We start from the raw sequence: 19,448 nt of genomic DNA on the forward strand, positions 1-19,448 counted from the left end.
AAGTTATATTTCAATCCGTTACAGCTTTCGCCGTTGGGTGAAGGGGAATGGACGGATTATTTCATCGACAAGGCAGTTTGAAATAGAGATGGCAACTATGTCCGTTAAAGCAAAAAATTTAGCAATACCTGCTGTGGCACTTCCGTTCAGATTCTCCCGTCTTCACCTGTCACTGGCCTCAATTCTGCTGGTGGCGCCTGCCACTTTCAGCGTCGCGGCAGAAGAGACCATCACCGTGAATGCAGATACGCGTGAAAGCGTGACGTCTCCGCTGCTAGGCTATGTGGCGAAAGAGAGCGCTGCTGGAACGAAAACCTCGACCCCACTGCGTAAAACCCCGCAATCGATTTCGGTGATTACGCGTGAGCAGATGGACGATCAGGCAGCGCCGTCGGTAGCGGATGCTCTGAGCTACACCAGCGGCGTGCTGACCAACTACCGTGGCAACTCGAACCGTAACGATGAAATCATCGCGCGTGGTTTCCGCTATGCACCGAAATTCCTCGATGGCTTGAGCTATGGCTTATCCGGCCAGGCTGGCGCGGCAGGGCAGATCGACCCATGGTTGCTGGAGCGTGTGGAGATGATTCATGGCCCGGCATCGGTGTTGTACGGCCAGGTGAACCCCGGCGGTATCATCGCGATGACCAGCAAGCGCCCAACCGCGCAGAGCATTCATAAAGTTCAGCTCAGCACTGGTAATCAGCATCTGGGCGAAGCGGCGTTTGATTTCGGCGGCAAACTGAATGACGACAACACGCTGTTTTATCGTCTCAACGGTATCGCCAGCACCAAACATGAGTTCGTGAAAGATAACAAACAGCAGCGCATGGCGATTGCCCCCGCGCTGACCTGGCTGCCAAACGCGGACACCAGTTTCACCTTGCTGACGATGTATCAAAACGAGCCAAAGGCCGGATATCGTAACTTCCTGCCTGCCAACGGCACGCTGTTTAACACCAGCGCGGGCTACATTCCTTACGATTTCAACGTCAGCGATCCGAGCTTTAACGAAGCGAAACGCGAGCAGACTTCTGTTGGCTACATCTTCGAGCATAACTTTAACGACAACATCAGCTTCACGCAGAATATGCGTTACAGCAACATGGATGAGTCGTACAAATACCTGGTCTATACCTTCGATGTGGATGGCAGTGACCATCAGATCAACCGCCGTCCGCAGCATGACAAAATCAAGTCCAAAGAACTGGGCATTGATAACCAGGTGAAAGCAACGTTCGATACTGGCAACGTTGCGCATACCGTGCTGGGCGGGCTGGATTACAAATGGAGCGATGTCGATAACAAACTGTGGCGCGACAGCGGTGATCAGTACATTCTCGACTGGGCGAATCCGACCAGCGTGACGATCAATGAGAGCGATCTGGCGTTGAACACCAGCACGCGCAAAAAGCTCGATCAGGTTGGCGTGTATTTGCAGGATCAGCTGGAATGGAATCAATGGAATCTGCTGCTGTCCGGTCGCCAGGATTGGTCAGAAGTGCGCACGCAGGACCGCATTGAGAACACCACCACTCAGCAAAATGACAGCAAGTTCACCGGCCGTGCCGGTCTGTTGTATGCGTTTGATAATGGCCTGTCGCCGTATGTCAGCTACAGCACCTCGTTCGAACCGAACCTGAGTACCGGTGCGCCGGGCAGCGATCCGTTCGCACCGACCACCGGTGAGCAGACGGAAATCGGTATCAAATATCAGCCAGTGGGTTGGGATGCGGTGTTCACCGTTTCCGCGTTTGATATCACGCAGAAAAACATCACCTCTTACAACAGCGAACTGGGTTACAACGAGCAGATCGGTAAGGTGAAGTCCAAAGGTATCGAGACGGAAGCGCACGCGCAAATTACCCCTGAAATTAAGGTGATGGCGGCTTATACCTTTACCGATGCGGAAACCAAAGAGAGCAACACCGCTGCGCAGGTTGGCAAAACGCCTTCCAGCATTCCGCGCCATGCCGCATCTGCCTGGGGCAGCTACAGCTTCCTGAGTGGTGCGCTGAACGGTCTGACGCTCGGCAGCGGTGTGCGTTACACCGGCACCGCCTGGGCGGATTCCATCGGTCAGGACAAGGTTCCGCACTACACGCTGTATGACGTGATGGCGAAATATGAGCTGGGCGAAGCGGCTAACTCACTGCGTGGCACCACGCTGCAGTTGAACGTCAACAACGTGGCCGACAAGCACTATGTTGCCTCATGCAGCAACACCAGCGCATGCTTCTACGGCAGCGGTCGTTCGATTGTGGCGTCTGTCAGCTACAGCTGGTAAGCGTGATAAGGCAGGGCGTCCTTGCGGGTGCCCTGGTTTTACCCATTTGCATTCCGTGCTGTGTTCCTGCAGATGAAACACCTGGAGACAGGTTTTCGGAAAATACTGGATTTGTGTGACTGTCATCACTCCGCGAGGCACGCTAAAATAATCGCTTCTCATTTAGCAAAAGGTTTTTCGTCACGATGTTTTCGCGTTTCACTTTGGCCGCTCTGACGGCCGCACTCATGCTTACCGGTTGTGCACGCCACGCCGCAGACAGCAACGCTACCGCGCAAGCTGACGCTCCAGCCGCTGCCCCCATCGAGAATGACAACATTCCTTCGCAGTTTGAAAGTGGCCCTACGGTGATTAACGTATCGCATTTGGTCACCCGCACTGATGACGGCTCATCCGTTTACGTGACGGTAGATGGTCAGGATGCCGGGCTGTTGCAGAAAGGCGAGAATAAAGAGATTCGCGTTGCTGAAGGTAAACACCAGATCGGTGGTTACGTGCAGACGCTGTTCGGATTTGGCAGGGTGACCATCGCGTCGGTGGATGTGACCACCGACACCAAAGGCCCGAAAAACGTGGTCTATTCGGTGACGCGTCAGAAGCCGACCTTTAGCGAAACGCAGGCCGCTGCGCCAAACAACTCCTGATTTGCAAGCGGTGCTGCGCTTGCCAGCACCGCCCCCGTTTAATTCCGGCTAAACACCAGTTTCAATCCCGCAACGGCGAAGCAGCAGGCCAGCAGCGCATCCAGCCCACGGCGGATACGGCGATAAAATGCCGCCAACACCGCAGTTGAGAATAACAGCGCATAGCCGCAAAACACCAGCACGCAGATCGTGGCACATCCGGCGATGATCATCGGCAAAGTTGAGGCCGCTGCATCCGGTTTCAGTGCTACCGACATGATCGCCACCCAGGTGAGAATCGCCTTGGGATTACCGACGTGCATCAAAATCCCCTGACGAAACAGCCTGGCAAAGGCGACTTTATCGCCGTTGGCGCTGAATTCATTCGCATCGGGACGGCGTAACGCGGATTTTCCCGCCTTAAAGGCCAGCCACAGTAAATATAATCCACCGCCGATTTTCAGCACAATCAAGAGCTGAGCAAAGGTTGCCAGTACGGTTAACACGCCGCAGGCTGCCAGCAGCGCCCACATCATCGAACCGCTGATCACACCACTTGCCAGCGCCAGTGCGGCACCGCGTCCTTTCTTCATCGCCGTGCCCATGATCGCCATATTGCTCGGGCCAGGGCTGGCGGTGGCAACAAAATAGGTGGTGTAGATTAAAATTAATTCGTGTGAAAGCGCCATGTCGTCCTCTGCGATGAGATTGTCCTGCTTTTGTTATATCGCCTGCATCGCAGAGTGACTACTGCTAATTCCGTCTTAAGAAGGAATTGCTTTGGCGTAACCGCGACGCTTCACTTTATAAAGCGTGAAAATAATCGAAAGCGTGGCAATCACCACCAGAATCAATCCGGGGCCAATCAGCGATCCGAAGCCTAACGCATTGAAGATCAGCAGGCCGACAATGCCACCGGTCAGGAAGGAGAAAATGGTCACCAGATGGGTATTCAGCTGCTGTTTAAAGGCACGGATGTTTTTGGAGGGATCGCGGCGTAATAATGCAACAAATACCGAACCGATAGAGATACCTGCATCGGTTAGTGTGCCGGTAATATGGGTCGATCGTACGCGGCCGTTCGAAAGTTGCGTCGAGGTGGAATTGTGCACACCCATTAAAAATGCCAGTAGTAATAATATTTCTGCGTTATTATTCGATGAGAAATAATAGATCTCGAACAGCGACGTCAATATTAATAAAACGCCTTCAACCAATAGAATGCAGCTAAATATGGTACGTAGCCCATTAATTACGCCAAGCACCACCGAAATCCTTGCCACCACCGCACCGGTGACAAAGGCACCAATCATGGCAATGAAGACTTTAAGATTACGTATATCCATCTCATTCAAATCGCTGGAGATTTGTGCGATGTTGCCGGACATATGCGAGGGGAAAAAGCCAAAAGCGGCTAACGCCATGGCGTTCAATAATCCCGCTGATGTGGCCAGGCACAGGGCGAGATTACGATCTTCAACGTGTGTTCTGGTGCGCTTCAGTTTTATCAGCATAATTCACCCTTGCTCATTGAGAGTATTGTGATAACGCAATGCGTCAAATCTGGTGTTCGCCAGTGAATAAGTGAAGCACAAAAATCTTAAGGGGATCTTAATAACTTTCAGATATAGATAAATCTTATTATGGGTGTAAAGATATCTAAGGAAGATTGCCAGTTGCGTTATCTCTGTTTACTTTGGCCTGATGCATTTAATTTCAGGGAAATATCGAAATGACCCATTCTGGTGCTGAACCTGAGCAGCGGCGCGCGCTACTGCTGGTCAATCGTCGGGCACGACGTGGTGCGCAGTGGGCGGATCTGGCACATCAGCAATTATCGGCAGCAGGCTATTCCCTGATTACCCCGCACGAAGATGATGAACGCAGTTACAGTGAATTGATTCTGGCGCATCAGCATCAGGTGGATGTGGTGATTGTCGGCGGCGGCGATGGCACGCTGAATGCAGCGGCACCAGGGCTGATGCAATCCCGCTTGCCGCTGGGCATTTTACCGCTCGGCACGGCCAATGACTTTGCCCGTACATTAGGCATTCCTTTTAATGTGGATGCAGCAATCAACATCATCGTCACAGGGCACACGCGGCGTATCGATCTGGGTGAAGTCAACGGCCATCTGTTTTTGAACGTGTCCAGCGTAGGCTTCTCCGCCAGTCTGGCGCGAAATCTCACCGCAGCAGCCAAGAAAAAGTGGGGCACAGCGGGTTATGCGCTTGCGGCTTTACGCCTGCTGCGGCAAAGCCGTCCGTTCAGCGCCATGCTGCATTATGATGGCCAGCAGGAAGCGATTAAAACGGTGCAGTTTTCGGTGGGCAACGGCCGTTTTTACGGCGGCGGGATGACGATAGAGAAGGACGCAGCACCCGATGATGGTCGTCTGGATGCGTATAGCCTGGAAGTGCGTCACTGGTGGCAAATTCAGGCGCTGTTTCCCTCGCTGCGCCGTGGCACGCATGGTCGCTGGGGCAGTGTGCGTACGTTGAGCGGCACCCAATTTAGCCTGCACACCCGGCGTCCGCATGACATTAATGCTGATGGGGAAATTATTGGCCGCACGCCTGCGCACTATCGTTTAATTGAGGGGGCAATTGCGGTATTAGCACCAGATAAACCTTAACAATTCACTATGCTGGAACGTTAATATCGGCTGATGAGAGTGTGCCACTATTCTGAATATCCTGAACTCATTTCATTTAAGTCAATAATCAGTTCGTTAAGGTGTTCCTCTTTTTACCTCTGACAACCTGATGATAATTCGAGGTGTCATTCGATCACCTTGAGATAAATCATCGGGTGCACAGTTCCATTTCTCGTATGATGGCGATGAAATGACAGACCTTTCATCGATTGCCGCGCCTTATCACAATCTTTACATTATCCTGAAAACCTCTTTCAGGGATCATCCCAATGAATTTCCGCTCTGACATAAACGGGCTGCGTGCCTATGCGGTTATGTTAGTCATCCTCTACCACTTTGGTTTTCCCCAGGTGAGCGGAGGATTCCTCGGTGTGGATGTGTTCTTTGTTATTTCTGGTTATTTAATGACGGGAATTATTCTCTCGCGACTTAATCATCAGAAATTTTCACTGATGGCTTTCTATGCCGCGCGCTGCAGGCGAATTATCCCGCCATTAATGGTGCTGTGCGCAATATTAATGTTGATGGGTTATTTCCTGATGCCGCCAGACGAGTATCAACGCATGGCGGAGCATGCGGTCTCCAGCCTCAGCTTTATATCCAATGTGGTCTATTTCAAACAGGGCGGTTATTTTGATACCGGATCGGTATATAAATGGCTGCTGCATACCTGGTCGTTGAGCGTTGAGTGGCAGTTTTATTTGTTATTACCTTTGGCGTTGATGTTCACCGCGCGTTTCCTGCGCCAGCAATTTGCCTGGGTGATGAGCATAGCGGCGCTGTTGTCGTTTGGCCTGGTGCTGGCGATGGTTGCTGCTGATTATCATCTCACCGCCACCTATTATTTGTTGCCCACCCGCGCGTGGGAAATGCTGGTTGGCGGATTAGTTTATCTGGCACCTAAAACACGACTGAGCGGGCAGGGCTGGGTTCCACCACTGAGTATTCTGGCGCTGATTTTGTGTGCGCTGATATTTGATGAGAATATCGCGTGGCCCGGCATCATGACGTTGATACCGGTGATGTTCACCGCGCTGATCCTTCATGCGGGGGTACAGAACAGTCGGTGGTTAAATCATCGCGTGATGCAGCACATCGGCAAAACGTCTTATTCGATATATCTATGGCACTGGCCCTTGTGGGTGTTCTGGCATCTGGCGGACTGGCCGGTCACGTTCGTCAGCCAGGTATTACTGATCCTATTGTCACTGGCTGCCGGTTGGGCTTCTTACGTCTGGGTTGAGAACAGGCAAAGCTGGTTCAGCCGGAAAACCTATATCGCGCTGGGACAGGCTGCTGTGGTGATGTTGTTCGGTGTGACGATCGTTGCGAGGGCGGGAATCCCTTCGCGCGCGCCCGCCGTGGTGGCCTCAATCGATCATTATTCACAGCAACGCTTTGCGCTGGCTAAAAATTGCTTTGTACTTAGCGGCCTCACATCACCACAGTGCGTATTTGGCGATGCCAGAAGGGTGAATCTGGTGGTGCTGGGTGATAGCCACGCCGCCGCCATGTTGTCCTCGATTGTGGCCAGCGCGGGAACGCAGGGTGGCGTGGTGTTCATCGCACAGTCTGGCTGTCCTTCAGTGCCGGATATTCAACGCCGCGCCAGCCCTGATTGCGGTGGCTTTGTAAAAGCGGCAATGGCTGATATTGAACGCAAATATCCCAACGCATCGGTATTGATCATCAATCGCATGTCGTTTTATCTGCACGGCGAGTATGGAAGCGGCAGCAGCGCACCGACCTATAGCTTCAGGCAGGACGGCAGTTCCATCGCCGCCTACCAACAGCATTTTGGCGCCGCAGTGAAACAACTCGCCAGCCATCATCGTGTTTTTATCATGACGCCGGTGCCGGAATTCGGTTATGACGTGATTTATCGCATGTCACGCGATGCGATGCGCGGCAAAGTGCTGACCATTCAGCAATCTCGTGCCGAGTATCAATCACGTCATCAGGACGCGCTGGCAATGCTCAACAAGATCGTGGCGCTCTCACCTAACATCACCTTGCTGGATGCCACGCAGGGATTGTGTGACAGCCGTTACTGCTACGGAGCCAGGGAGAATGTGCCGCTGTATCGCGACGATAACCACCTTTCGGAAGTGGGAAACAAAAGTCTGAGCGGGGTGTTTGCAGGGATGTGGGGGATGATTGAGGGGCGGTGATGGGAATCGCTCAACCGTCGGTTGCAGCAATTGAAGCGCGCGGCGAAGATCTGAAAATTGCCACTTTAAAGCGTTATGTTGAGGCGCTGGGCGGGCAATTAACGATTGGCGTAAATATGCCTGGCGGCCAGCACGTCGATTTTGCGCTTTAAGCAGTTTTGTTTTTCTGAGCCAGCCACACCGTCCTGCCACCGCAGGTGGCATCTTCGGTGACCTGATTAACCACGCTGAAACTGTTATCCGACAGCAGTTGGCGGAATTCATCGTGATCCAGACTGGCATGATAGAGTGGGCGTTCAAGGAAAGTGCCCATTGCTTCGCCGTCGCCGTGCCCGCTGGTGAACATCAATGCCGCGCCGTTCTGGGCATGCTGAGCAAAACGTGGAAACATCGCGCGTTGATGATCGCGCGTCAGGTGGAAGAAGCTGTCCCATGCGATGATGCCGTTGAAAGCCTTCGCGAGTGCCAGCGTGCGCATGTCGGCAATATGCCATTGCGTCTGTGGGAACCTTTCCCGACAGCGGGCAATCATCGGCTCGGAAGCATCCACCCCCGTGACCTTGAATTGCTGCTGCAAAAAGTGCTGCGCAATAGGAATACCCGCGCCGCAGCCCACATCCAGGATCTCACCGCCTGCGGGAATCAGATCCAGAAAACGCGCCAACCAGTGCTGCTCGATAAAGTGCTTAATGCGATGGTTATCCCAGACTTCGGCACCTTCCCGATACAGGTCAATAATATGGTCAGCTTCTTTTTCGTGATTCATGGCCTGCCTTCATTGGGGTTGAGGGTTCATTATCGTTGAAACTCAGCATGCTGAAAGATCAGTACGATCCCCTCGTGGCGTTGGATGGGAGATAACAAGAAATTCCACTGGAGATTCACTGTCGTTTCTGGCCTGATGCTTTGCACCTGGGGCGATTTCCAGTCCCTGCTGGGCCATGATGTCGTGTTTCTCACCTTCCAGTTCCATCGTCAGGACGCCCTGCAGAACGAAAAAGAATTGTCTGGATACGGAGTGAAAGTGACGTGTTTCACAGGTGCCAGGAGGCATTTTCTCATGAATAATCAACATGTCCTGACGATTGACTAAATACCAACCGTCGCAGTTATCACCCCAGACATAATGCTCAGCATTCTCTGGCGAAATCATCTCGTTTCCTTATCTGAATATTTTTCTAACTCACGCTTAACGGCGCTCAACGTTCTGCGCCGAATCAAACCACTTCCCGCTCTGATCGCCAGCCAATAAGCTGCCATCTTAAAATGAGAGGCTTTGTCGGGGCAGTGGATGAACGTTTCCGTAATAAGTTCGGACTGGCTGCCATTAATGATATTAACTTGATAGCGCAGCAACAGCTTTGCAGCACCCGGCCGCGCGGGCTGCTGATACTCTTCAGCGTCTGAAATCTTTTCCAGGCCAAAGTCGGCACGCCAAAACTCGCCTCTTAAGCCATAGCATAGTTCTAAAGCAGAGGCGTGAAGAAGCGTGAAGGTTTGCAGACCGAATTGATCATCCTGGGATACAGGGGCCTTTCTTTGCAGTTTACGCGGCAACTGTCGAATCGACATCAATGCCCGGATCACCGCATCCTGCTCAAGATCGAAGGCCTTGATAAGCGGCATGATCTTTTCCGGGCTGGTGGTTTGGATTACCGCACTGTGTTTTTCGTGGAACTGGAAATCAGGCAGGTAGGGCGGAACGTCACCCCAACTAGTCAGCATTTTCTTTGACACAAAACCCAGTGAAATCATCCTTAACCTCGTTTTGGGGTGTTAATGCATTCGGCATATGTTCACTAACATAGTCAGGTTGCCTGCGAAATACATCACTTATTGATTGTCTTCACATGCGATTGACTCATCATCACTCTTCACATCCCCAATAAGCCAGTCATGGAACATTCTGACTTTACTTCGCATAGTCTGATGTTGCGGTGTCACCAGATAATAAGCCCATTTCAGCGGCCAGCGTTGCTCAGGGTGAAGCTGCACGAGTTGCCCGGTTTCAATAAGTTGTTTAACCAGCGCATGGCGAACAATGGCAACACCCCGACCGCTCAGCGCTGATAAAATCACTGCTGCAGTGGAGTTGATATGCAGCCCACTCTCAAGTGCTTCAGGTGCATTTACCGCCTTAAGAACATCCTCCCATGAAGGAAAGTCTGCACCGGGATGTGGCGTGTCATCATGAATCAACTTTTGCGTGGCGAGCCATTCACCACAGGCCATTTTTCGCGGCGGGGAAAGCCGTGGACTGCATACTAATACCGCTTCTTCATCCATCAGCCATGTTTTGTTCACGCCAGGCCAGTCTCCCAGCCCACAACGAATGCCGATATCCGCTTCACCGTGTGACACATCCATCAGCTTGTCCGTCACGTTGAGGCGCAAATCTGTATTTTCATGCACTTCAGAGAACCGGTTCAGGCGCTCCATCAGCCAGTTCATCATCAAAACCTGTGACGCAGTGACAACAATGGCTGAGCGCGCACGGCGGCCACGCAGTTTAGACAGGCCGGTTTCGAGCTTGTCCAATCCCTGAGTGATGTCCTCAAGGGCTTCCTGAGCTTCATCAACCAGTGTCAGACGCGCTTTGCCGCTGCGTGTGCGGTGAAGCAGCGGGTGCCCAACCCAATCTTCGAGCGATCGGACGAGTTGACCAACCGCTGCTGACGTGACCCCCAGCTCTTGCGCTGCGCCGGTAAAGCTTCCGTGCCGCGCGGTTGCCTCAAAAGCATGCAGCCATTTCAGCCGGTTTAGCGATCGCATAGAAATATTCCTGATCAACGCTAACAGAGTTAACGAAAAAGATTTTCTTTCTTGTGACACAACTTCTTCTCATTCGTCAACCTGAAGCCGTGATGGCACTCTGCGTTCACACAATGAAGCGCTCTACTCTTCATTCATGATAATCAACGATTTATGAGGTTAGTAATGAACACATCTTTTGCCGGAAAAAAACTGTTAGTGGTCGGCGGTACCAGCGGCATGGGTTTCGAAACGGCGAAACTGATTTTAGAAAACGGAGGCCGTGTTGTGCTGGTGGGTAGCCGTCAGGATAAAGCTGAACAGGCTCGTCAGGCATTGGTTGCGGACAGCAAGGTATCTGTGATTGTGGCCGACCTGACTAAAGAGGAGGGACTGCAGAAAGTGGTTAAAACCATCAATGCGGAACATAAAGACATCAGTCTGCTGGTGAATGCCGCAGGGGTATTCTTCCCAAAACCGTTTATCGAACATGAAGCGTCTGACTATGACATGTACATGAGCATCAACCGCGCCACCTTCTTTATCACCCGCGATGTGGTGCGCAATATGGTTGCGGCCGATATTAAAGGTTCAATAGTCAACATTGGTTCTATGTGGGCACAGCAGGCAATCGGTGCTACGCCTTCCTCTGCCTATTCAATGGCAAAAGCGGGACTGCACGCGATGACCAAAAATCTGGCGATTGAACTGGGCGACAAGGGCATCCGCGTGAATGCCGTCTCTCCGGCGGTTGTGCATACACCGATCTACGAAGGTTTTATCCCAAAAGACGACGTGAAAGATGTAATGAACAGCTTTGACAGCTTCCATCCGATTGGCCGTGTGGGCACGCAGGCAGACATTGCTGAGACCGTGGCTTTTCTGCTTTCAGACAAGACTGGCTGGGTGACCGGCGCAATTTGGGACATTGATGGTGGCGTGATGGCAGGACGTAACGCATGATGGCGATGCCGTTCATCCGTTCGGGTTTGTAAGCACTCCGGCGCAGGCAGAACATCATTATGTTTCAGTCGCCTCTTTGTGGTTCCTGCCATCATCGAGGCGATGCCGTTTGAACAGGCAAACGAGGCGTAAGGAAAAGCACGTTATGGGTTCGTGCTTACAATCACTAAGGATGCTCGATCAGATGATCGCAGAACACACACTTTCCGTCGCAGAGCAAAAAAATAACATTTTCCGTTTGTCCGCGTGCCAGGCGCTTGCCGGCGCGAATGCCGTGGTGTTCTATGCCACTGGCGCCATCGTGGGTAATGATATTGCGCCCAGCCCAACGCTCGCCACAATGCCGGTCACCATGTTTGTCCTGGGGATGGCTGCATGCATCCTGCCTCTCGGCGCATTGGCTAAAAAAAGGGGCCGTAAAACCGTCTTTATGGTGGGAACCGGTGCAGGGGTGTTGACCGGTCTCATGGCAGCTCTGGCCGTTGTGATCAGCTCCTTCCTGCTATTTTGTCTCGCTGGATTTCTCGGCGGGGCTTACGCCGCCGTTGCGCTAAGTTTTCGTTTTGCAGCAACAGACGGCGTTGATCCGGAACGACGCGCGCGTGCTTTGTCTCTGGTCATGGGAGGCGGTGTTCTGGCAGGCGTCATCGGTCCGATGCTGGTGACAACGACGATGAATCTCTGGCCGCTTCATCCGTTCGCCATGACCTTTCTTGCCCAGTCGTGTGTAGCTGCTATTGCCGCGGTTATCCTGAAAGGCGTTACACCTGCTGAGCCTCCTGTAGCAATACAATCAAAAGGGCGTCCTCTGCGCGACATTGTGCGTCAGCCTGGTTTTACTCTGACCGTGTTCTGCGGTGCGGTAACCTATATGGTTATGAATTTTCTGATGACTGCCGCACCGCTTTCCATGCACATGCACGCTATCTCTCAGCAGGCTTCGAATCTGGGCATTCAATGGCATGTTATTGCCATGTACGGGCCAGGATTCTTTACGGGCAGGCTGATTAACCGTTTCGGCTCCATGCGAGTGACGGCCGCTGGATTAGTGATTACCGTTGCATCGGTTGCTGCAGGCCTAAGCGGAACAGACATTTTTCATTACTGGCTTTCATTAATTCTGCTGGGCATCGGCTGGAATTTTGGCTTCACTGGCGCATCAGCAAAAATTGTTGAGTACCACCGGGCAGAAGAAAAAACGCAGGTTCAGTCCCTGAACGACTTTGTGGTATTCGGTGTGATGTTGGTCGGGTCATTTTCTTCCGGCGCACTGCTAAACCTTTATGGCTGGAATGCTGTCTTGTGGGGATCACTTATCCCGGTAGGTCTTGCCTTTATGAGCATCATTAAAGGATGGAATGCTCACACGCAGGGGAAGGGGACTCTGTAGGGGGGCATCCTATGGATGAAAATGCGCCGGGCGGCGCATTTTTTTGCGACTAAAGAAGCAACCAGGGATATCCTGCCTTGAACAAGAATCGCCCACTCAAATTTCGGAGAAGAAAATCGATGAAAAGCGCAACCGCAAAGTCCTTAAAAAAAGCGAACGAGTTGTTGAAAAGTGGTGAGTTCAGGGAGGTTGTGCTGGATTTCAATATCAGTGCCGATGAGTTTTTTGAGCTTGCGGATCGCTGGGCAGAGCGAGGAGCCAAAATCAAAAAAGAAGATGGCTCGTTTGTTATCAGGCTAGCTAAATGATGTTCAGCAAGGGCTAAAACTTCAAGTCCGAGAACGCTTTCCGGGGCGAGTATAAGTCCAAAATCAATTTCGGAATCCCGCACCTGCTGTGTGATTACGGCGCTGCTTTAAACATTCAGCTGGAGATCCAGCCAGCTATGCTCCTGAGCATTGGCAGAAATCTCGTCACAGAGTTGCCCCTCCGTTAAAGCCTGAACCCGCCGATACTGACTGTTCCACGCCTCAGCCCCTTAATCTCATCAAATCGTTATTTTGTCAGGTTGAATTCAGGTGCCCGCGGAGTAGGCCAGTGTAGAGAAGTTCACCTGCCACTGTCATACGCATGCCACCCGGCAGTCGCTCAAACAATGGTATACCCAAGTCTTCTTACGCCTGGAGGATCTGCCGATTAATGGCTGACGCGGAAACGTGCAGCCTTTCCGCTGCTTTTCGAAGACTTCCATGGCGCGCAACCTCCATAAAGTAGGCTGCAAAGCGGGAAAACGAACGCATATCGACACTGTATAGTTTTATGCAACAGGGTCGTGCATTTATGCTGATGGATTAGTACACCTTAAATTACCCATACTGTCATGGCAATGCACAGGCTAATCATCCAGGCGATGAGATCGCGCTTTCGCACAGTACTAATAAGAGGTGAGTTTATGACACAAAAGAAGCTTCATTTAGCCTTGTTCCTATTCCCGGGATATCACCTCGGAGCCTGGAGATTGCCGGACGCCATTCCTGAAATAGATCTGGACATCGACCATCTGGTGCACGCCGCACAACTTGCAGAAGCAGCAAAACTGGATGCCATTTTTTTCGAAGACCAGGCCGCCGTGCGTCGCAGTAATGACATCCTGGCAGGTGACAAATACGGTGCGGCCAATCCGCGTTCAATCCACTTTGATCCTACGATGGTGCTGCCGCTTCTCGCAGCCCATACCTCACGATTGGGTCTGGCTGCCACAGCCACGACGACATTTAATGAACCGTTCAACATTGCGCGTCGGTTCTCAACGCTTGATTTTATTAGCAAGGGGCGCGCGGGATGGAATTTAGTCACTTCGTTTAACGAAGATGAAGCGCAAAACTATGGCCTGGATGCCCATGTTGGGCATGCAGACCGCTATGGAAGAGCGGAGGAGTTCGTGGACGTTGTTAATGGCCTCTGGGAATCATGGGATGAGGATGCAATCACGCGGGATAAGCAGAGCGGTGTTTACTTCGATGTTGATAAGATGCATTTTCTTCAGCACCAGGGGACGCATTTTAAGGTTCGTGGTCCACTTCCGATGGGGCGCAGCCCACAAGGGCGACCTGTTATTTTTCAGGCCGGTGCATCAGAGCCCGGTCGGGCGCTGGCGGCACGAACAGCTGATGTGGTATTTACACTGCAATCCACCATCGAAGGCGGGCGCGCATTTCGTGATGACATTCGTCGGCGCGCTCAGGAATTCGGGCGCTCACCCGATTCAATCAAAATCATGGTGGGGCTTACTCCCATCATTGCCGAAACAGACCAGAAGGCCAGAGAACTGGCCGATCAAATGTTAGCCCTGATTCCAGATGACATTGCCCTAAGTAATCTGAAACCCCTGGCGGGTGGGGTCGATTTTCGCCAGTTTGACCTTAATGAACTTGTACCAGAACTGCCTGAATCAAACGCGGGAAAATCGCACCGGGACGCGATTATGGCTATTTCCCGTGATAAAAAGCTCTCCGTCCTTGAAACTGCCCGCTACTTCGCGGAAGGTAGCTACCTTAAAGCCATCGGTTCCCCGGCCACGGTTGCCGCTCAGATGCAAGCCTGGCTTGATGCCGATGCCTGCGATGGATTCCTTGCCGTGCCCACTCATTTCCCAACAGGGGTAGAGGCATTAACTGGACTTCTAGTGCCGGAACTGCAACGACGAGGCATCTTTCGTACCGAATATGAAGGAACCCATCTGCGGGACCACCTTGGACTGACTAAATATTGACTGATAACAGAGGGTATAAAGCTAACAGTGCTGACCTGGTCCCGATTTATTCACACTGAATGCTGTTAGCAATGTTCGCAGAGCTAGCACTGCGGACATCGGCTGTAGTGGATGTCTGCTCTGTGCCAGGAGGGGACGCATGGTCTGGAGCACAAAACTGAGCCTTCCTGTGCAGTCGTCGGGGAACCATATATAAATACAAAACCATTAAACAAATGATTATTGACTTTAACTCTTTATCACTTTAGAAGGAGTACAAGCATAGAAATTTTTACAAAGGAAGCTGGCTCATGTCACCGCAGGATAGCCTTCAGCAAGAGCTCACTGAATCTATTAAAAAATCGCTCACCTTTGATATCCTATATCAAAGAATAAGACCTGATATATCAAAATTTATCACTGCCACCTCAAAGCTATCCTTAAAAGGCCTCGATGATTGGGAACGATTAATTCGAGCCCAGATTTTCTATTCCCTCCGACAGTATAGTCAGAAGGAAAGTGATAATGATTTCCAGCAAGTAGGATCACTTAGATGGATGGACATATGCAACGCTGATGGTTTCAGACGCGAAAGAGCGCTGAGGACACTATCAGGTGGGGCGCCAAATAGTTTTTTATTAGCTTTAGTTGTTCGGAAGCTAAATGACTGGGTTCCGCAGGTAAGAGCTGCAGCCCGTGATGCTTTGCCATTAGTTGCTGAAAAATCTGATCCTGAGTTTATTGTTGATGCCTTATTTATAACTCTTCCTTACTGGGATTCCTGGGGAAGAATGAAAGACATCGAGAAAGAGGTGCTCATGAAAGTGATTTTAATGGAGAAAGTAGCGAATGCTTTAAAAAAACGGCTTATAACATCCTCATCAGGGCCTGTCGCTACTATATTTGTGCAGGCAGGACGCACAACAGCTTTGGATAAATTTTTAGCTGAGATTTCAGAAAAATCTATTCAACCCTCCCTGCGAGCCAAAGCGTATCTTTGTCAGTTTGAAAGTAAATTCGTTTGGGCTGAAGGGCTGACATGGCAGTGGGTTGACAAAGTACATGGCATACAGCGCCGCATTCCTATTTTAAAAGAGCGAGTAATATCTACAACACGCCCCTTTATTAATATTTTGAGGATGGCAACAACCGACCGCTCGCCAATGGTTCGGCGTATAGCTGGCGAAATGCTCATAAAAGAATTGGATAATATCGGTGATGAAGCATTTAAGCTGGCAAATATATTGGCTGCGGATATATCACTATCAGTAGCAGAACGCGGAAGATATGCATTAGCCGACTTAGAAAAACGAAACTGACCAATCACGCACATACACCGGAGTGCCTTTGGCCAATTACGTGATAACACCTATTATTTTACCATGGGTGCACCCGCCAGCGGCTGTGAGAACAATTGCTAACTACCGCTCCTCGCTCACAACGGACCTCGCCTATCTGCAGGTCTGCTCGGTGCCAACAGCGGATATTGTTCCCTCGCAACATTATGCGTTAATCACTGGCGATCAGGTCGTTCTCGATGAGATATATACGTTTTCTGAATGCTAGTTAAACCCCAACGTAGTCACTAGTAATAGAGTTATCGACATAGCTGTGTATCATCAATGCTGGTGGGGCATTTGAATAGGGGACATTTACTGTTCCAAACCAGATAGGATCAGCCGCGCAGACGGAGCCACAAATGTAGGCTGGTATGCCCGCAAACCTCGGTCGTCTGAATTACACGGCAGTATCAATGAAGGGTAACTTTGCTTATTTAGGCAGTCAGCTATCTGTTTATAAGCTTCCTGCCAATGCCCATCTGTTAGATCACCTGTAAGCACCAGTACATCCGGTTTCAGATGCATAAGCCAATTTAGTACTTGGTCAAACGGAAGTAGATGATCATTATCGGGTGAGGCGTGAATATCTGAAACCTGCATTACCAGCAGAAAGACCTCAAATAATTATTTTGTGAAGAACAGGATCACAATGAATCGCTAAGTTCAACTCCTACTGCTTAGAGATAATACTAGTATGGATGCGAATACTCATCTCCTCGCTCGCAGCGGACCATTCGAACGAACAAGCCCGCTCTGTGCCGAGGCGGAAATGGAAAATAGCGTGACGTTAAATGAAAGGCTAAATAATTTGCATCGATAGATGCATATTTCATTGTGTGAACTGACTCTGATTTTTGCTAGCGTATTAATCGGGAGTTATCCTCGAGTGTTGCAGTTTCATCTGTTTGTGATAAGGTTTTAGTAGGACATGAAGCGCGTAAAGGGATAATAGAATGAAGAAGATAATATCAGCAATATTGATTTTTTTTATATTGCCAGCATCAAGTTGCCTTGCAGTTGAAAATAAAAAAATACATTTCATTTTTGGGGTTAGTGATCTTTATTCACCTGTGCTTTCTGATGAAGAAAACAGGTCTGTACTGGAAAGTCTGACAAAGGGGGCTACTGTTACGGCAACATACAGACATACTACTCGCAAGTTTCATTGGTTTTCAACAATGAGTGGGGTCACTACGTTCCTTGATCCGGGATACAAATATACATCAAAAGATGAAACTCGCAGTTATACACTTTTACCAGAAGCTGATAACCGATCTATTTTAGGGGTTGATATGCCGGTATCGCTGGATGGTGACTATGTGCTTGCTGAATTATACGTACAACTATATCCATCACTATACCAACAACCCGGATATCTTGCGGCAATAAAGAATTTGCCTGAAAAAGACCTGAATTTTTCCCGTGAATTCAGAGGCTCATCATCATTTAGGTATCTTGTCAGCCAGGATAAAAGAAGAACACAAAGTCCTGTTAACGAACATCAAGGGTGTCTCTTTGTCACTACCCCCTATGGCTATCCTGATACCACCATTCCGGTTGTAACACTTGTTGGTACAAATTTAACAAATATGCGTCTAACCAATATTATGCATCAGCGTTGCCCACTAGTTAATATAAATACCAATGAGAAATCGACGGTTCTTACTGAACATTTACCACCTGCGAGAATAGCGGCTGCTCGAGCTAATATAGACTACTCTACAACTAAAGGTATTACCCAAAAATCGGGGGCGATCCATCCTGTCAATAAAGAGATGGCTCGATGGTATCAGCGAAATGATGAAGGGGTTTATGCTGCCTTACAGGCATTTGGACCTTTTAAGTTATTTAGGATGCGTATCCGTTTTGATGCGGCGTATCCCGAAGGAAAGCGACTACCGATACGAACTGAAAGCTGGTATCTCTATAATGAAAAATTAGTTAAATACTCTGGTTCAATTTATTATCTATCCACTAACAATGAAAAAAGTATGTCAGCAGATGAAGTGGTTTATTTTCATGACGGAAAAAAAGTCTTCAATGAGAGTAAGAAGGATAACTGTAATACACAGGGCTGTCAGAATGCTCTTGCTGATATAAAACATCATTCAACTAACTCTTGGGATGATTTACAACGAGAAGCAGTGCGCTATATGCAACTCACTTTGATTCCAATAACTGATGATGAATGATCTGACTTGCATTTAACATTTCAATAGTTAGTTTTAATTCACAATCTAGGGGCTTGCTAAAAGCCCTGAAAACTTAAAAGCCAGTACCCATCCCGGTGACGTATCCATAACTTAGGTAGGAGGCTTTTGCGTCTCCTTTTCGCTCACAACGGACCTCGCCTATCTGCAGGTATGCTCGGTGCCACGAGCGGACGTCGTTTTAGTTGCTCGGGAGAGATGAATCATGCATGGTGGTAAAGCAGCTGCATTAAATAGCTACGATTGGGATAAGTGATGACTGCTCAGCAAGCGCCTCAACTTGAAACTGCACGACTAATTTTAAGGCAATTTTCGCTCGGCGATTTTCCGGAGCTTATGGCGAGCTGGGCTACTCCTGAGATGGCTAAAATTAATGGCGGTGAGAATCCAACGGCAGAAATCGTTTGGTCACGCTTACTACGCTATATCGGGCACTGGCATGCATTGAGTTATGGCTACTGGGCGGTTATTGAAAAAACAACAAATCGTTATATTGGAGCATTTGGTTTTCAAGATGCCCATCGCGATATCACCCCTGCGTTAAAATACCCTGAAGCTGGATGGGCGTTGATTCCCGAAGTTAGAGGAAAGGGTTATGCGTCTGAAGCACTGACAGCAATTTTGCTTTGGGCCGATAAGACATTTTCCTCTTCAGTGTGTTGTATTATTGACGAAGAAAATAGACGCTCAAATTATCTCGCTGAGCGTTTTGGTTTCAAGTTTCAGGGGTATGTTAACTACCATGGTAAGCAGGTACGGATGCTAATACGCTAGTGGTTTTTTATGGACATTAATTTCAGAATCCT

At 50.0% G+C, this 19,448-nt stretch carries 19 protein-coding genes and 1 pseudogene; 12 read left to right on the forward strand and 8 right to left on the reverse strand.

Going from position 1 to position 19,448, the window contains the following annotated elements; genetic code table 11:
• The first annotated feature begins 97 nt into the window (after positions 1-97).
• Both WFP70_RS15750 and WFP70_RS15755 read left to right on the forward strand, forming a co-directional pair.
• Positions 98-2,287, forward strand: a complete 2,190-nt coding sequence (locus WFP70_RS15750) for a TonB-dependent siderophore receptor (RefSeq protein WP_337023774.1) — start codon at positions 98-100, stop codon at positions 2,285-2,287.
• Between the two features lie 185 nt (positions 2,288-2,472).
• On the forward strand, positions 2,473-2,931 hold the full coding sequence (locus WFP70_RS15755; RefSeq protein WP_337023775.1) for a hypothetical protein: 459 nt from the start codon (positions 2,473-2,475) through the stop codon (positions 2,929-2,931).
• Positions 2,932-2,969: 38 nt separating this feature from the next.
• On the opposite strand, the gene WFP70_RS15760 is transcribed toward WFP70_RS15755, so the two are convergent.
• Entirely contained in the window at positions 2,970-3,599 is a 630-nt protein-coding gene (locus WFP70_RS15760) for a LysE family translocator (RefSeq protein ID WP_337023776.1), read from the reverse strand.
• Between the two features lie 75 nt (positions 3,600-3,674).
• Positions 3,675-4,424 carry a YoaK family protein gene (locus WFP70_RS15765; RefSeq protein WP_097118823.1) on the reverse strand — a complete coding sequence of 250 codons (750 nt, stop codon included), beginning with the start codon at positions 4,422-4,424 and terminating at the stop codon, positions 3,675-3,677.
• A gap of 218 nt (positions 4,425-4,642) precedes the next feature.
• Between WFP70_RS15765 and WFP70_RS15770 the strand changes: the two genes are divergently transcribed.
• The 3 genes and pseudogenes from WFP70_RS15770 to WFP70_RS15780 all read left to right on the forward strand — a co-directional run.
• Positions 4,643-5,545 carry a lipid kinase gene (locus tag WFP70_RS15770; RefSeq protein WP_337023777.1) on the forward strand — a complete coding sequence of 301 codons (903 nt, stop codon included), beginning with the start codon at positions 4,643-4,645 and terminating at the stop codon, positions 5,543-5,545.
• A 290-nt stretch (positions 5,546-5,835) separates the two neighbouring features.
• Positions 5,836-7,737, forward strand: a complete 1,902-nt coding sequence (locus WFP70_RS15775) for an acyltransferase family protein (protein ID WP_337023778.1) — start codon at positions 5,836-5,838, stop codon at positions 7,735-7,737.
• A pseudogene (locus WFP70_RS15780) lies at positions 7,737-7,889 on the forward strand (transcriptional regulator); the annotation flags it as partial. The gene WFP70_RS15775 and the pseudogene WFP70_RS15780, both read left to right, overlap by 1 nt.
• Here the strand turns inward: WFP70_RS15780 and WFP70_RS15785 are convergent.
• The 4 genes from WFP70_RS15785 to WFP70_RS15800 all read right to left on the reverse strand — a co-directional run bounded on the left by WFP70_RS15785 (position 7,886) and on the right by WFP70_RS15800 (position 10,509).
• Positions 7,886-8,503, reverse strand: a complete 618-nt coding sequence (locus WFP70_RS15785; RefSeq protein WP_337023779.1) for a class I SAM-dependent DNA methyltransferase — start codon at positions 8,501-8,503, stop codon at positions 7,886-7,888. The pseudogene WFP70_RS15780 and the gene WFP70_RS15785 overlap by 4 nt on opposite strands.
• 42 nt (positions 8,504-8,545) lie before the next feature.
• The gene (locus WFP70_RS15790; protein ID WP_337023780.1) at positions 8,546-8,890 is read right to left on the reverse strand and encodes a cupin domain-containing protein; all 345 of its coding nucleotides are present in this window, start codon (positions 8,888-8,890) and stop codon (positions 8,546-8,548) included.
• Positions 8,887-9,492, reverse strand: coding sequence for a hypothetical protein (locus WFP70_RS15795; RefSeq protein WP_211728634.1), 606 nt, complete (start codon positions 9,490-9,492; stop codon positions 8,887-8,889). Before WFP70_RS15795 ends, WFP70_RS15790 begins: the two co-directional genes overlap by 4 nt.
• A gap of 78 nt (positions 9,493-9,570) precedes the next feature.
• Positions 9,571-10,509 (reverse strand): LysR substrate-binding domain-containing protein, encoded by a 939-nt coding sequence (locus WFP70_RS15800; protein WP_337023781.1) that lies wholly within the window; start codon positions 10,507-10,509, stop codon positions 9,571-9,573.
• 165 nt (positions 10,510-10,674) lie between these two features.
• Between WFP70_RS15800 and WFP70_RS15805 the strand changes: the two genes are divergently transcribed.
• The 3 genes from WFP70_RS15805 to WFP70_RS15815 all read left to right on the forward strand — a co-directional run bounded on the left by WFP70_RS15805 (position 10,675) and on the right by WFP70_RS15815 (position 13,149).
• The gene (locus WFP70_RS15805; RefSeq protein ID WP_337023782.1) at positions 10,675-11,451 is read left to right on the forward strand and encodes an SDR family NAD(P)-dependent oxidoreductase; all 777 of its coding nucleotides are present in this window, start codon (positions 10,675-10,677) and stop codon (positions 11,449-11,451) included.
• A 184-nt stretch (positions 11,452-11,635) separates the two neighbouring features.
• Complete coding sequence (locus WFP70_RS15810) at positions 11,636-12,841, forward strand: MFS transporter (RefSeq protein WP_337023783.1); 1,206 nt, start codon at positions 11,636-11,638, stop codon at positions 12,839-12,841.
• A gap of 119 nt (positions 12,842-12,960) precedes the next feature.
• Positions 12,961-13,149, forward strand: coding sequence for a hypothetical protein (locus WFP70_RS15815; protein ID WP_034830320.1), 189 nt, complete (start codon positions 12,961-12,963; stop codon positions 13,147-13,149).
• Between the two features lie 366 nt (positions 13,150-13,515).
• Here WFP70_RS15815 and WFP70_RS15820 read toward each other — a convergent pair whose 3' ends face one another.
• Complete coding sequence (locus WFP70_RS15820) at positions 13,516-13,641, reverse strand: helix-turn-helix domain-containing protein (protein WP_337023784.1); 126 nt, start codon at positions 13,639-13,641, stop codon at positions 13,516-13,518.
• A 152-nt stretch (positions 13,642-13,793) separates the two neighbouring features.
• Here WFP70_RS15820 and WFP70_RS15825 point away from each other — a divergent pair, with 152 nt between their 5' ends.
• Positions 13,794-15,113, forward strand: a complete 1,320-nt coding sequence (locus WFP70_RS15825) for an LLM class flavin-dependent oxidoreductase (protein ID WP_337023785.1) — start codon at positions 13,794-13,796, stop codon at positions 15,111-15,113.
• Positions 15,114-15,403: 290 nt separating this feature from the next.
• Positions 15,404-16,411: a hypothetical protein gene (locus tag WFP70_RS15830; protein WP_337023786.1), complete on the forward strand. Its 1,008-nt coding sequence runs from the start codon at positions 15,404-15,406 to the stop codon at positions 16,409-16,411.
• A 333-nt stretch (positions 16,412-16,744) separates the two neighbouring features.
• Here WFP70_RS15830 and WFP70_RS15835 read toward each other — a convergent pair whose 3' ends face one another.
• Positions 16,745-17,032 (reverse strand): metallophosphoesterase, encoded by a 288-nt coding sequence (locus WFP70_RS15835; RefSeq protein ID WP_337023787.1) that lies wholly within the window; start codon positions 17,030-17,032, stop codon positions 16,745-16,747.
• Between the two features lie 353 nt (positions 17,033-17,385).
• Between WFP70_RS15835 and WFP70_RS15840 the strand changes: the two genes are divergently transcribed.
• Both WFP70_RS15840 and WFP70_RS15845 read left to right on the forward strand, forming a co-directional pair.
• Positions 17,386-18,624 (forward strand): hypothetical protein, encoded by a 1,239-nt coding sequence (locus tag WFP70_RS15840; RefSeq protein WP_337023788.1) that lies wholly within the window; start codon positions 17,386-17,388, stop codon positions 18,622-18,624.
• Positions 18,625-18,897: 273 nt separating this feature from the next.
• On the forward strand, positions 18,898-19,416 hold the full coding sequence (locus WFP70_RS15845; RefSeq protein WP_337023789.1) for a GNAT family N-acetyltransferase: 519 nt from the start codon (positions 18,898-18,900) through the stop codon (positions 19,414-19,416).
• The last annotated feature ends 32 nt before the right edge of the window (positions 19,417-19,448 follow it).

This window comes from Pantoea sp. USMM079, assembly GCF_037153115.1.
GTDB lineage: Bacteria > Pseudomonadota > Gammaproteobacteria > Enterobacterales > Enterobacteriaceae > Pantoea > Pantoea communis.

Bases quoted from the DNA above. Each gene is read 5' to 3' on its own strand.
- WFP70_RS15750 (WP_337023774.1), top strand. From the start codon at position 98: ATGTCCGTTAAAGCAAAAAATTTAGCAATACCTGCTGTGGCACTTCCG.
- WFP70_RS15755 (WP_337023775.1), top strand. From the start codon at position 2,473: ATGTTTTCGCGTTTCACTTTGGCCGCTCTGACGGCCGCACTCATGCTT.
- WFP70_RS15760 (WP_337023776.1), bottom strand. From the start codon at position 3,599: ATGGCGCTTTCACACGAATTAATTTTAATCTACACCACCTATTTTGTT.
- WFP70_RS15765 (WP_097118823.1), bottom strand. From the start codon at position 4,424: ATGCTGATAAAACTGAAGCGCACCAGAACACACGTTGAAGATCGTAAT.
- WFP70_RS15770 (WP_337023777.1), top strand. From the start codon at position 4,643: ATGACCCATTCTGGTGCTGAACCTGAGCAGCGGCGCGCGCTACTGCTG.
- WFP70_RS15775 (WP_337023778.1), top strand. From the start codon at position 5,836: ATGAATTTCCGCTCTGACATAAACGGGCTGCGTGCCTATGCGGTTATG.
- WFP70_RS15785 (WP_337023779.1), bottom strand. From the start codon at position 8,503: ATGAATCACGAAAAAGAAGCTGACCATATTATTGACCTGTATCGGGAA.
- WFP70_RS15790 (WP_337023780.1), bottom strand. From the start codon at position 8,890: ATGATTTCGCCAGAGAATGCTGAGCATTATGTCTGGGGTGATAACTGC.
- WFP70_RS15795 (WP_211728634.1), bottom strand. From the start codon at position 9,492: ATGATTTCACTGGGTTTTGTGTCAAAGAAAATGCTGACTAGTTGGGGT.
- WFP70_RS15800 (WP_337023781.1), bottom strand. From the start codon at position 10,509: ATGCGATCGCTAAACCGGCTGAAATGGCTGCATGCTTTTGAGGCAACC.
- WFP70_RS15805 (WP_337023782.1), top strand. From the start codon at position 10,675: ATGAACACATCTTTTGCCGGAAAAAAACTGTTAGTGGTCGGCGGTACC.
- WFP70_RS15810 (WP_337023783.1), top strand. From the start codon at position 11,636: ATGATCGCAGAACACACACTTTCCGTCGCAGAGCAAAAAAATAACATT.
- WFP70_RS15815 (WP_034830320.1), top strand. From the start codon at position 12,961: ATGAAAAGCGCAACCGCAAAGTCCTTAAAAAAAGCGAACGAGTTGTTG.
- WFP70_RS15820 (WP_337023784.1), bottom strand. From the start codon at position 13,641: ATGCGTTCGTTTTCCCGCTTTGCAGCCTACTTTATGGAGGTTGCGCGC.
- WFP70_RS15825 (WP_337023785.1), top strand. From the start codon at position 13,794: ATGACACAAAAGAAGCTTCATTTAGCCTTGTTCCTATTCCCGGGATAT.
- WFP70_RS15830 (WP_337023786.1), top strand. From the start codon at position 15,404: ATGTCACCGCAGGATAGCCTTCAGCAAGAGCTCACTGAATCTATTAAA.
- WFP70_RS15835 (WP_337023787.1), bottom strand. From the start codon at position 17,032: ATGCAGGTTTCAGATATTCACGCCTCACCCGATAATGATCATCTACTT.
- WFP70_RS15840 (WP_337023788.1), top strand. From the start codon at position 17,386: ATGAAGAAGATAATATCAGCAATATTGATTTTTTTTATATTGCCAGCA.
- WFP70_RS15845 (WP_337023789.1), top strand. From the start codon at position 18,898: ATGACTGCTCAGCAAGCGCCTCAACTTGAAACTGCACGACTAATTTTA.